The following is a 12,440-nucleotide window of genomic DNA, read 5'->3' on the forward strand; positions in this document are numbered from 1 at the left end:
GATATTCTCCCACTTCCTGCCGGCCTCGACGCGGGTGAGTTACGCCGGAACGGTGCCTTGCAGGGCGATCAGACGATTCACGAACTCAGAGGCGACGGCATGAAGCGCCGGGTTATGCTCACGACATCCGCAGGGAGTCGGGCTCGGAGAGCGTGGATCCGCGCAGGAGGAGCATCAACCGGATCCGCAGCCTGCAAACCATCGAACGAACTGTGGGTTAATGCCGGACACGAATGCACTCTTTTTGCACTCTTCGCTCAGAACCGATGCACAAAAAAGGAGACCTCTCGGCCCCCTAAGTTGCTTAGAATAAAAATGGTGGGTAGAGATGGATTCGAACCAACGTAAGCTTTCGCTAGCAGATTTACAGTCTGCCCCCTTTAGCCACTCGGGCATCTACCCATTCCCGCTTAACGCGGGGCGGAGGTATGAGGAAGCGGGCCGGACCTGACAAGAAAAACCTTCCCCGCGACGGGAAAAAATTACGCGATCCCGCATTGCCTATTTTTCCGAAGAACAGCGCCCGGTGCCAACGAGACCGGCCATCGACAGCGTCATGAGAAGCCTCGCCAATGGAATGCGCCGGGAAATGCCGAAAAATACGCGCCGGATCGGAGATAGCCACTCGTGGTCGGATTGGAACCACGGGGTCAGCCAGCGGGTCGCGAACTGGTAATAGCGGAGCGCCAACCGCCGGCGGCGTTGGTACAGAACCAGCGCTTCCGGCAACGGGTGGCGAGCCAGGCAATCCGCAAGACACGAGGCGTCGGCAAGCGCGAGATTCACTCCTTGGCCGAGCTGCGGACTCATCGCGTGGGCGGCATCTCCGAGGACGACGATTCCCTCGCCATACCAGCGCCGCATCCTGACGTCGCCGTAGCGGGCGGTGAGGACTTGATCCCAACCGGTGATTTGATCCAGCAGGCCTGCGGATTTCGGGCAAATGTCGAGAATCTGCCGTTTCCACTCCTCGATGGGCCGGGCCCGCCATGCGGCGTCGTCCCCGATTTTGATACTCCAGAACAGGCTGACCAAAGGATCGCCGCCGTCGAGATCACGGCCGGTGGCGAGAAACCCTCCCAACCGGCGCGTGCCGTGGACGACCTGGTAAAGTTCGTTTTCGGGGAAAACGCCGTCGTTTTTTCCAATGAACCAATGCGCGCCCCATGGATAGCCGCGGTTCACACCGCCGGTTCCGGCGAGGTCTCGGAGTTTCGAGCGCGCGCCATCGGCCACGATTAGGAGATCGAATCCAGAACACTTGTTTCCATCGGTCGATTTCAAAATCCAGCGACCGTCGGACTTGGAAGCATCTTCGATTTCCCAACCCCAGCGGACATCCACCTCGGCCTCGTTCATCGCGGCGATCAAGTGATGAAGCAAAACGGGACGATGAAGCCCGGCTCCGAAACTCCCCTTCCCGATCTCGCCGTAGCGAAGGTCAAGCAGCGTGTCTCCGGTGGAATCGAGGACATGCAGACGATCCACCTTCGCGGCATGGGCGAGGACTTCATCGAGGATGCCAAGCTCTTTCAGGACCACCATCCCGGAAGGTTGGAGCAGGAAACCGGCACCCACCGCCTTGCACTCGTCGGCCCGTTCAAAAAGGACGACCTCATGGCCGAGCCGTTTCAAAAGCACCGCCGCAGCCGGTCCCGCGGTGCCGCAGCCGACGATCGCGATGCGGAGTGACGGAGGTTTCACCACAGTCCGAAATTGCCGGTGCGCATGATGTAAACGCCCATCAGGAAATTCGCAGTGCCGTGCATGATGACGCAGGCACCGAGATTCTTGCTCCAGACGCATAACAGGTAGGTCAGACTGCCGTAAACAAAGGCTCCGGCGTAATCCACCGGCGCGTGGGCCGCCATGAAAAGCCCGGTCACGATCCCATAGGAAATCCAGCGAGCACGGCCGAACGGCTGCTTCCAATAGTCCCCTTCCCAATCGCAAACGAAGCGCATGAGAAAGCCGCGCCAGAAAATTTCCTCAACGAGTGCGACGATCACCGCCGCCCGGAAAAAGCGCAGAACCAGTGAGGTCCAATAGGCGATCGGATTTTGGAAAATGCCGGGATCGAAACCTTCCTTGCGCTCGGCGAAACCCAGCAACTTGAGAAGTCCCTCAGCTTTTCCCGTCATTCCCCACGCCTCGTAAAGCGCCGTGGGAAGCAGCCAGAAACCGATGCCGATCGCACCGAAAACAATTCCTAACAAAGCCCACTTCGCCGACCAATTGAACGTGTAAAACCGGCGGTAATGAATCAGGAACCCGAGCGTGACGAGCGTCTGAATCGGATAGACGAACTGCGCCGGATCCTGCCGCCACCAAGGCGCGTCCGGATGTTTCCACTCGATGAATCCGCCGACCAGTTGCAGCAGAATCATGAACACCATGAAGACCACGAACGGGACCACATGCGCCCGCGTGAGCTGCTCGTGATCCTTGTAATTACGGTTGGTGGAACCCGGCGGGGTGTAAGGATTGTCGGGCAGCGCAGCAGCGTGCCCGGAGTCATTATCCGCCGGAGATCCATTCATGCTTTTTTGAGCCTTCCAACAAATCTTTCCATCTTATCCGTCGCCGTCCGGATGTCCTCGAACGCGGTGGCATAACAGCAGCGCAGGAATCCTTCGCCGGATGGACCGAACGCGCTGCCCGGCACACAGGCAACGTTTTCCTCCTCCAACAGACGCATGGCGAATTCCTTGCTCGTTAGACCGGTGCTGCGGATGTCCGGGAAGACATAAAACGCCCCGCCCGGCGTGTGACAGTCGAGGCCGATTTCATTCAACCGCTTCACCAGGAAATCGCGGCGCTGGTGATAGCTGTTGCGCATTTCGATCATCGCCGGCTGGCCGTTTTCGAGTGCTTCGATAGCGGCGTTCTGACTCATGATCGGCGCGCAGAGCATCGCGTATTGATGGATTTTCATCATCGCCTCGATGATCGGCTGCGGCGCGCAGGCATAGCCTAACCGGAAACCGGTCATCGCGAAAGCCTTCGAGAATCCGTGCAGCAAAATCGTGCGTTCCTTCATCCCCGGCAGTGAGGCGATTGAAAGATGCTCCTCGGTTTCGTCATAGCGGAGTTCGCTGTAGATTTCATCGGTCATCACTATCAGGTCATGCTCGATGGCGAGTTTCGCGATGCCTTCAAGGTCCGAACGCGAGGCGCAGGCACCGGTGGGATTCGTCGGGAAATTGATAAAAATGATCCGCGTCCGTGGCGTGATGACGGCGGCGACGGCCTCCGGTTTCAGCGAGAATTCGTCCTCTTTCGTGGTCACCACCGGCACCGCGACGCCGTGCGCCATGACGATGCTCGGGCTGTAGGAAACGTAACAAGGCTCATGGAAAATCACCTCGTCGCCGGGATTGAGCAACGCGCGCAGGGCGATGTCGATAGCCTCGGAAACGCCGACCGTGACGAGAATTTCCTTCGCCGGATCGTAGTCCACGTGGAAAAATCCCTCCACGTATTTGGAGATCGATTTGCGCAGCGAGAGCAGGCCGAGGTTCGACGTGTAAGTCGTCTGGCCCTTTTCGAGAGAGTAAATAGCCGCCTCGCGAATGTGCCATGGAGTGACAAAATCAGGCTCGCCCACGCCGAGCGAGATCACATCATCGCGGCCTTGTACGAGTTCGAAGAAGTCGCGGATCCCGGAGCGTGGGATCGAAGCGACGTTGGTTGCGATTTTCGCGTTATAGTCCATGGCAAAGTCCACCAGTCGGCGGGGCGGGAATCTCAGCGGGATGAACCGCTTACGTCAATCCCGGGGGCGGGGTTTTATTTCACATCCCGTGAAACTAAGGAGGCACCACACTTTTGTGGTGCTGGCGAATGGCTGGTCCTTGAAAAGCGCGAAGCTCTTCACAAGACCTTCTCATGCTGATCCACGACAAGAGTGTCATGGCTCCCTACGTCCCAGCGATCAGCAACCGATAGCCGATTCCCGGCTCGTTCTGAATCACCAGTTTGTCGCCTAGCTTCTTCCGCAAATGGTTCGCATAAACCCGCAGGTAATGGGTTTGGCCGTCGCCTTGCTGGCCCCAGACTTCGCGCAAAAGCTGGCGCTGGGTGACAATTTTCCCGGCGTGTCGGGCGAGCGCGAGGAGAAAGGCGTATTCCGTGGGTGTCATTTTCAGCGACTCGCCTGACAGAAAAACCTCGTGCCGATCCAAGTGCATCGTCAGCGGCCCAACGACAATCTCCGGCGAATCATTGCCGTGGTGGCGACGCTGGATCACGGTCAAACGGGCGACGAGTTCCGCCGTGCTGAAGGGCTTGGTCACGTAGTCGTCAGCACCGTTTTCCAGCGCGGCGACTTTCACGTCCTCCTGATCACGAACGGATAGAATCAGCACCGGCACCGCGCTCCACTCGCGCAGGCTTTTTAAAACATCCAGCCCGTCCATGTCCGGCAGCCCCAAATCCAGCAGCACGACATCCGGCCGGTGAAACGCCGCCTCCTGCAAACCGAGCCGCCCAGTTTCCGCTTCTCGAACGATGTAATCACGCGATTCCAGAGCCAGTCGCAACAAACGCCGGATCTGAATTTCGTCGTCGATGATCAACGCGGTCATGTCCCCGAAGTCTGTGCAATCCGGTCGGGTAAACAAGCCCCGTCGTCCTGCGCCAGAAATTCCGCCTTGAGCAGAATTTCAAATACCGCGCCGCCTTGCGGATGATTCCACCCGGCGATGTCTCCACCGAGCGCTTGGACAAATCCCCGTGCGATCGAAAGACCCAGCCCGGTCCCTCCCGCAGGCGCTCCCGCCGCCCGATAGAATTTTCCGAAAACACGGGACTCCTCGCCGGGGGGCAACCCGGGACCGTGATCGTGGACCGTGAGCCGGAGTTTCTGCTCGGCGTGGCGGACCGTGAGTTCGACCGGCGAATTCCCCGGAGTGTAAACGGCCGCGTTGTGCAAAATGTTAGCCAACGCTTGGGACAACAGCGCTTGATCCGTTTTGATCAATGGAATGTCCGGAGAGACCTCGATTTTCAACTCGTGACTCTTCAAAGCATCCCCCGCCGCCTTCACCGCGGATTCCACCAGTTCGTTCACGTCGCACCATTCCATCTGTGGCTCTACTACCTGCGACTCCAGCCGCGTCATCTGCAACAAGCCGTCCACCAGCCGCTGCAAACGCTTCGTCGCGGTGTCGATCTCCGCGACATAAGGATTCGCAGCGGCGGTTCCCATGCCTTCGATGGATGCGCGGATGATCGCCAGTGGCGTTTTCAATTCGTGGGAAACACTGTCCAACAGATTTCGCCGCAGCCGCTCGGACTTGTCCATCACCTCGGCCTGGCTGACCGCCTGGATGAAATGCTCCTTCTCCAACACCAGCGCCAGTTGCAGGGCAAACGCCTCCACCGCCTGCCGCCGGATGAAATCCAGCGCCGTCGCCTCCCCGGTCAAGCGCAAGCCTAACACCCCCATCACCGAAGTCGCCGTTTGTAAAGGAAACCACGTCGCCTCGGACTGCGGCAGCGTATCGGTGAACCGTCCGGCGATCTGCTTGTTCGCGTAAGCCCAGTTCGCCACACCAAGTTCATGGTCCAGCGGCTGCCAGGTGCTCGCCGCATGCGCCACGGAGGGCAGAGAATGATCCAGTTTCCGGACGACCAGCGCCGTGTCGGCATCGATCACCGAGTTGATGATTTTCAGCGCTTCGGAAAGCCCCTTCCCCATCTCCGGAGCCAGCGCCGCGCTTTGCGTGACACGGAGCAACGCATCCGTTTCGATCTGCCGCCGGCGCTCCGCGATTTCACGGGTCCGCAGCCTTGTTGTTAGGTGACCCATACAGAGGGCAACGGCGAAAAACATCACCAGCAGGATCACGTCCTCCAACGCCCGGACCTCGAAGGTGAACCTGGGCGGAATGAAGAAGAAATTCCATGCCAGGGCGCTGAGAGCCGCCATAAAAATCATCGGCCAACGGCCAATCCGGAAAGCCGCCAGCAGGATCGCGAGAAGATAGACCAGCGCCGGCACCGTATAGCCGACCACATGCTCGATTTGCCAGCAAACTGCCGTTAGAACAGCGATGATTCCGAAAGCAATGCCATACTCATGAATGCGGTTTGAAACGGCGAAACTCCGTCTCCGCAACTCCGGACGATTCGACGGTCGCCCGATCACCGGCCGCACCACGCAGACATCGATGTCGCCGCTGCCCGCGATGATCTTATCCGCCAGCGTCGGCTTCCACCGCGAACGCCGGTTCGCCTTGCCGACGACGATCTGCGAGACATTTCGCTCGCGCGCCACGTCCAGCAAAGTCGCCGCCACATCATCTCCCGTCGCATGAACCACCTCTGCACCGAGCCGCCTCGCAAGACCGAGACCGCGTGCCAGCAAATCCTGCTCCGGATCGCTCAACGGACGCGTGCTCTCGACCCACACCGCGAGCCACGGGCAACCGTGGCGGCCCGACGCACGACGGGTCCAGCGGATCAGACTTTCCGAATACGGCGTCGGTCCCACGGCGACCAACAGACGCGCGTTGGTTTTCCACGGACTGCTCACCCGCCGCGCCTTGCGGATGTCTTCCAGATCGCGATCCACCCGCTCGGCGGTGAAACGCAGGGCGAGTTCCCGCAAGGCAGTTAGATTTCCTTCGCGGAAAAATCCCTCCGCCGCCGCTTGGGCGCGTTCGCCCATGTAAACCTTTCCCTCGCCGAGACGGACCATCAGCTTTTCAACGCTGAGGTCGATGAGTTGAATCTCATGCGCCCGATCCAGCAAGGAGTCCGGCACGGTTTCATGCACCGCCACACCGGTCACCTGCCGCACGATATCGACCTGACTCTCGATGTGCTGGACGTTGAGCGTGGTGACGACATCAATCCCGGCATCCAGCAATTCCAGCACATCCTGATAGCGTTTCAGATGTCGGCTGCCGGGCGCGTTGGTATGCGCGAGTTCATCGACCAGCAAAAGGTCGGGTCGCCGCTGGATCGCGGTATCGAGATCGAATTCTTCCAACGTATGGCCGCCGTGCTCGATCTTTTTGCGTGGCAACAAAGTCAGATTTTCCAACAGCGCGGCGGTTTCCTTGCGGCCGTGGGTTTCCACGACTCCGATCAGCACGTTGAGCCCGTCGTTCTGCCGCTGCCGTGCTAACAGTAACATCGCGTAGGTTTTCCCAACGCCCGGACACATGCCTAGCAGGATGTAGAGCCGCCCGCGCTTTTCCTGGTTTTCCTCGCGCTGCACCTGCGCAAGCAGAGCGTCGGGATCGGGGCGGTGGTCGTCTTTCATAAGGAGCGCCCCTACTTTTTAATGCCATCAAGCGCGAGATTCAAGCGTTCAAGCTGGATCCGGTAACCACCGACCATTCTCGCCGGCTGTGGCTCGGTGAGCCGGGAAATCAGGCGGTTGAGTTCCTCGCGTTGGCCGGCGTCGAGCTTGCGTTCCTGGATCACCCGGTCCTGCTGTTGCCGAGCCTCATCCACGTCGATCCAAGGCCCGTTAACGTCTTGAATTCCGCTGACAGGAGCATGAAAATAGCGAGGCCCCGATAGTTTTTCCGCAAGCAACTCCATGGCCGCGACCTTCTCGTCGGGAACAGGGAGACTCCGCGGTTGGAAAACCATCCATGTCAAAGTCGTCCCAGCCGCGACTAAAACGAAAATCATCATGAGCAGGCGTTTGACGGTGGCGGGCATGATTTATTTTCCGGTGGCGGAGTCCAATCCGAGGTTCAGTTTCAAGACGTTGACGCCGTCATCACCGAGGAATCCCAAGTCCGATTTGTCGGTGTTCGCCATGACGAGTTCACCCACTTTTTCCTTGGTGAGTCCACGCGCCTTGGCAATGCGGCCAACTTGCAGCGCGGCATTCGCTGGGCTGATGTGAGGATCGAGGCCACTGGCTGAAGCGGTAACGGCATCGGCGGGAACCGCCTGATTTTCTGCCAGACCGTTGGCCGTGCGATAGGCGGCGATGCGTTCTTTGATTTGGTCCGCCAGCTTCTGCGAGGTCGGACCGAGGTTGCTGCCGCCGGAGCTTGCGGCGTCATAACCATTTGTCCCGGCGGCGGATGGACGCGGGTGGAAATAGCCTTCGCCGCTGAAGTTCTGACCCAGCAGCGACGAGCCGATGATGGTTCCATTTTTATCCACGATCAAACTGCCGTTCGCCTTGTTCGCGAAGGCGACTTTCGAAATCCCGGTGACGGCGAGCGGATAGAACCCGCAGCAGACGACCGCGATGACGAGTGTGGAAACGATGGCGGGACGGATTTCAGAGAATGGAGTATTCATAATCAGGCGAGGTGGAGGGTGGTGATGACGAGGTCGATGGCTTTGATGCCGATGAACGGAACGACGAGTCCGCCGAGGCCGTAAACGAGCAGGTTCCGGCGGAGGACTTCGATGGCTCCGAGCGGCTTGTAGGGCACACCTTTCAGAGCGAGCGGAATGAGCGCGACGATGACGAGCGCGTTGAAAATGATGGCGCTGAGGATCGCGCTCTGTGGCGAACCGAGTTTCATGATGTTGAGCGCCGCCATCGCGGGGAAGGTCACCATCAGCATCGCCGGGATGATGGCGAAGTATTTGGCGACGTCGTTGGCGATGGAAAATGTCGTCAGAGAACCGCGGGTCATGAGCAGTTGTTTGCCGATTTCCACGATCTCGATGAGTTTGGTCGGGTTGCTATCGAGGTCCACCATATTGCCCGCTTCTCTGGCGGCTTGGGTGCCGGTGTTCATGGCGACTCCGACATCGGCCTGCGCCAGGGCGGGCGCGTCGTTGGTGCCGTCGCCGGTCATGGCGACGAGGTGTCCGGCGGCCTGTTCGTCGCGGATGCGCTTGAGTTTGTCCTCGGGCGTGGCCTGGGCCATGAAATCATCGACACCCGCTTCTGCTGCGATGGCCGCGGCGGTCATCGGATTGTCGCCGGTGATCATCACGGTGCGGATTCCCATTTTGCGAAGCTGCGCGAAACGTTCCTTGATGCCGCCTTTGACGACGTCTTTGAGTTCGACGACTCCCAATACTTTCCGTCCATCCGCCACAACCAGCGGCGTGCGACCGGCGCGGGATGCTGCTTCCACGGCTTTCTCGACATCGGTTGGATAGAGTCCGCCTTGTTGCTCAACCCATTGTTTCACCGAATCAGCGGCTCCCTTGCGGACGCTGCGGCCCTCGATGTCCACACCGCTCATCCGTGTTTGGGCGGTGAAGGGAACGAAGGTGGCGTGGGGATGGGCAACTTCGCGGCCGCGGATGTTGAACTTTTCCTTCGCGAGCACGACGATGCTGCGGCCTTCGGGAGTTTCGTCTGCTAGAGAAGCGAGTTGCGCGGCGTCGGCGAGTTCCTGTTCGGTCACGCCGGGTGCGGGAACGAAATCGGAAGCCATGCGGTTGCCGATGGTGATGGTGCCGGTTTTATCGAGCATCAGCACGTCAATGTCCCCCGCAGCTTCCACGGCACGGCCGCTGGTGGCCATGACGTTTCGGCGGATCAACCGGTCGATGCCACTGATGCCGATGGCGCTCAGCAGTCCACCGATGGTGGTGGGAATCAGGCACACTAACAACGCGACGAGAACCGGAATGGTGAAGTTGATTCCCGCATAGGTGCCGAAGGGCTCCAGCGTCATCACGACAAGCAGGAAAATCAGCGTGAGCGCGGAAAGCAGGATGGTCAGAGCGATTTCGTTAGGTGTCTTCTGGCGCTTCGCTCCCTCCACCATCGAGATCATGCGGTCGAGGAAGGTGTTGCCCTTTTCCGAGGTGATCTTGATGACGATGCGGTCGCTGATGACACGCGTTCCACCGGTGACGGCACTGCGGTCGCCACCGCTTTCGCGGATGACCGGGGCGGATTCGCCGGTGATGGCGGCCTCATCGACGCTGGCGATTCCTTCGACCACGTCGCCGTCGGCGGGGATGACATCGCCGGTTTCGCAGACGACGAGATCGCCCTTTTCAAGCATCGGTGCGGCGACAATTTCCTCTTTCCCATTCTTCAAACGCCGGCCCATCGTGTCCTTTCGCGCTTTGCGGAGGCTGTCGGCCTGAGCTTTCCCGCGCCCCTCGGCAACGGCTTCAGCGAAATTCGCGAACAGCACGGTGAACCAGAGCCAGATGGCGAGCTGGATCACGAAGCCGCGGTCATCGTGCGAGGTGAAGATCGCAACGGTTGTTAGCACGGCACCGATGAGGGTGACGAACATCACCGGGTTCTTGATCATGAGCCGCGGATCGAGCTTGCGGAACGAATCGCCGACCGCCGGAGCGATGATTGATTTGTCAAAAAGTGAGGGATTGGTGTGTGACATGGCGGTGAGTTAGAAAAGTTGTCCTTTGAGCATCAGGAAGTGTTCGACGATCGGTCCGAGCGCCAGGGCCGGGAGGAAATTGAGCGCGCCGACGAGGATCACGGTGCCCAGCAGCAGCACGGTGAAGGTGGTGCCCGAAACCGGGAATGTGCCGGCGCTGGGTGGCGAGATCTTCTTTTTCACCATCGATCCGGCGAGAGCCATGATCGGGATGATCATCAGGAATCGGCCGATGAGCATCGCGATGGCGAGGGTGACGTTGTAATGCGGATCGCCGTCGGCGGGATTCGCGGTTAGACCGGCGAAGGCGCTGCCGTTGTTGCCGGTGGCGGAGCTGTAGGCGTATAGGATTTCACTGAATCCGTGGGGTCCGGCGTTGTTCAGTCCTGCTTGCCCCCAAGTGCTGACAGCAGCCCACGCGGTGAAGCCGAGGATGCTGGCGGTGAGGACGAGCAGGGCGAGCATTGACATTTTCACATCGAAGGCCTGGATCTTTTTCCCGAGGTATTCCGGCGTGCGCCCCACCATCAGCCCGGCGATGAATACGGCGAGCACCACAAAGACTAACATGCCGTAAAGTCCCGCGCCGACACCTCCGATGACGACTTCTCCCAGCTCGATCATGAACAGCGGCACCAATCCGCCGATGGCGGTGAAGGAGTCATGCATCGAGTTGACCGCACCACACGAGGCGGCGGTAGTGATGGTGGCGAAGAGCGAGGAATTGAAGATGCCGAAGCGGACTTCCTTGCCCTCCATGTTGCCATCGCCGGACGCAATGCCGAGGGCTTGGTGGATGGGATTTCCATGTGCTTCCGCCCACCAGCAGGCGAGGACTCCGGTGGTGAAAAGGATCATCATCGCCGTCCAGATCGACCAGCCGTGTGCCTGATTTTTCGTGGATTTTCCGAGATACCAGGTGAGCCCGCTGCCGATCGCGAAGATGGAGAGCATCTGCATGAAATTGGACAGTGGCGTCGGATTTTCAAACGGCTGGGCAGCGTTGGCATTGGTATAGCCGCCGCCGTTGGTGCCTAACATTTTAATCGCGGCTTGCGAGGCCATCGGGCCTTGGACGATGGTTTGCGTGGTCACTGTGGGGACCGCTGCAACGGCTGGCGTATCGCCGGTGGCGGCGACGGCTGGCGTTTCAGGGATCGCCTCGATAAGCGTGGCGGTGTCGTAGGCCTTGAAATTCTGGATCGTGCCTTGGGAAACAAGAAACACCGCGAAGACCAGGCAGAGCGGCAGCAGCAGGTAGTAAGTGGTGCGGATCAGATCGACCCAGAAGTTTCCCAACGTGGTGGCCGAGTGCCGAGAAATCCCGCGAACCAGCGCGGCGGCGATGGAGATACCGACAGCAGCCGAAGTAAAATTGTGAATGGCCAGCGCGACCATTTGCGAGAAATACGACATGGTACTTTCGCCGCCGTAGCTCTGCCAGTTCGTATTGGTGGTGAAGCTGACCGCGGTGTTGAACGCGAGCGCCGGACTCAGACCGGGCAGCCCTTGCGGATTGAGCGGCAGGATGTTTTGCAGGCGGAGGATCGTGTAGGTGAAAAGCACGCCCACGGCGCTGAACACCAGCATGGCGACGGTGTAGCCTTTCCATCCGTGTTCCTTCGAAGCATCCACGCCCATGAGGCGGTAGGTGATTTTTTCAAAAGGCCGGATGAGCGGGTCGAGCCAGGTCTTCCCGTGGGGATCGAGCACCTTTGTCAGGTAGATGCCAATCGGTTTGGTGATCAGCGCGAGCAGCCCGATGAAGAGCGCGAGTTGGAGCCAGTCGTTCGTGTGCATGGACGTGAGTTAAAATTTTTCCGGGTGGATCATGGCGACGACGAGGTAGCCGATGAGCAGGAGGGCGATGCCGCCGATGATGATGGTTTCCATGTTGTGTAGAGGTTAGAGTGTTTCGCAAAACCGGGCGTAGAGCGCGCCGAGAACGAAGAAGCCGATGGTGGCTGCGATGTAGATGAGGTCGGTCATGAGGGTGGCTGTTGGTGATCCCAAGATGCCACGGGACGACGCGCCGGGTAGTTAAAGGGCCGGGCGATCACGTTAAAAAAACGTAAATGACAAGTCGGCGAATGGTCACACACCGCCAGCCCTATCATTTGCCATGTTGATGCCCGGGAG

The 12,440-nt window shown here is 59.4% G+C and carries 10 protein-coding genes and 1 tRNA gene; all 11 read right to left on the bottom strand.

Annotated elements, in window-relative coordinates; translation table 11 throughout:
• Positions 1 to 316: 316 nt before the first annotated feature.
• The 11 genes from ABIQ96_RS10845 to ABIQ96_RS10895 all read right to left on the bottom strand — a co-directional run bounded on the left by ABIQ96_RS10845 (position 317) and on the right by ABIQ96_RS10895 (position 12,194).
• A tRNA-Tyr gene (locus ABIQ96_RS10845) sits at positions 317 to 402 on the bottom strand.
• 99 nt (positions 403 to 501) lie between these two features.
• Positions 502 to 1,704 (bottom strand): NAD(P)/FAD-dependent oxidoreductase, encoded by a 1,203-nt coding sequence (locus tag ABIQ96_RS10850; protein WP_348214604.1) that lies wholly within the window; start codon positions 1,702 to 1,704, stop codon positions 502 to 504.
• A complete protein-coding gene (locus ABIQ96_RS10855; protein WP_348214605.1) occupies positions 1,701 to 2,540 on the bottom strand; it encodes a CAAX prenyl protease-related protein in 840 nt (279 codons plus the stop codon). Before ABIQ96_RS10855 ends, ABIQ96_RS10850 begins: the two co-directional genes overlap by 4 nt.
• Positions 2,537 to 3,715 carry an aminotransferase class I/II-fold pyridoxal phosphate-dependent enzyme gene (locus ABIQ96_RS10860; protein ID WP_348214622.1) on the bottom strand — a complete coding sequence of 393 codons (1,179 nt, stop codon included), beginning with the start codon at positions 3,713 to 3,715 and terminating at the stop codon, positions 2,537 to 2,539. The genes ABIQ96_RS10855 and ABIQ96_RS10860 overlap by 4 nt, the downstream gene beginning before the upstream one ends.
• A 205-nt stretch (positions 3,716 to 3,920) precedes the next feature.
• Positions 3,921 to 4,586 (bottom strand): response regulator transcription factor, encoded by a 666-nt coding sequence (locus ABIQ96_RS10865; RefSeq protein WP_348214606.1) that lies wholly within the window; start codon positions 4,584 to 4,586, stop codon positions 3,921 to 3,923.
• On the bottom strand, positions 4,583 to 7,273 hold the full coding sequence (locus ABIQ96_RS10870; RefSeq protein ID WP_348214607.1) for a sensor histidine kinase KdpD: 2,691 nt from the start codon (positions 7,271 to 7,273) through the stop codon (positions 4,583 to 4,585). Before ABIQ96_RS10870 ends, ABIQ96_RS10865 begins: the two co-directional genes overlap by 4 nt.
• A gap of 11 nt (positions 7,274 to 7,284) precedes the next feature.
• On the bottom strand, positions 7,285 to 7,680 hold the full coding sequence (locus ABIQ96_RS10875) for a hypothetical protein (RefSeq protein WP_348214608.1): 396 nt from the start codon (positions 7,678 to 7,680) through the stop codon (positions 7,285 to 7,287).
• Between the two features lie 3 nt (positions 7,681 to 7,683).
• Positions 7,684 to 8,277, bottom strand: a complete 594-nt coding sequence (gene kdpC, locus ABIQ96_RS10880) for a potassium-transporting ATPase subunit KdpC (protein ID WP_348214609.1) — start codon at positions 8,275 to 8,277, stop codon at positions 7,684 to 7,686.
• Between the two features lie 2 nt (positions 8,278 to 8,279).
• Positions 8,280 to 10,301, bottom strand: a complete 2,022-nt coding sequence (gene kdpB, locus ABIQ96_RS10885) for a potassium-transporting ATPase subunit KdpB (RefSeq protein ID WP_348214610.1) — start codon at positions 10,299 to 10,301, stop codon at positions 8,280 to 8,282.
• A gap of 9 nt (positions 10,302 to 10,310) precedes the next feature.
• Complete coding sequence (kdpA, locus tag ABIQ96_RS10890; RefSeq protein ID WP_348214611.1) at positions 10,311 to 12,101, bottom strand: potassium-transporting ATPase subunit KdpA; 1,791 nt, start codon at positions 12,099 to 12,101, stop codon at positions 10,311 to 10,313.
• A gap of 9 nt (positions 12,102 to 12,110) precedes the next feature.
• Complete coding sequence (locus ABIQ96_RS10895) at positions 12,111 to 12,194, bottom strand: potassium-transporting ATPase subunit F (RefSeq protein ID WP_348214623.1); 84 nt, start codon at positions 12,192 to 12,194, stop codon at positions 12,111 to 12,113.
• Positions 12,195 to 12,440: the final 246 nt, after the last annotated feature.

It is taken from the genome of Luteolibacter sp. (genome assembly GCF_039920825.1).
Taxonomy (GTDB): domain Bacteria; phylum Verrucomicrobiota; class Verrucomicrobiia; order Verrucomicrobiales; family Akkermansiaceae; genus Luteolibacter.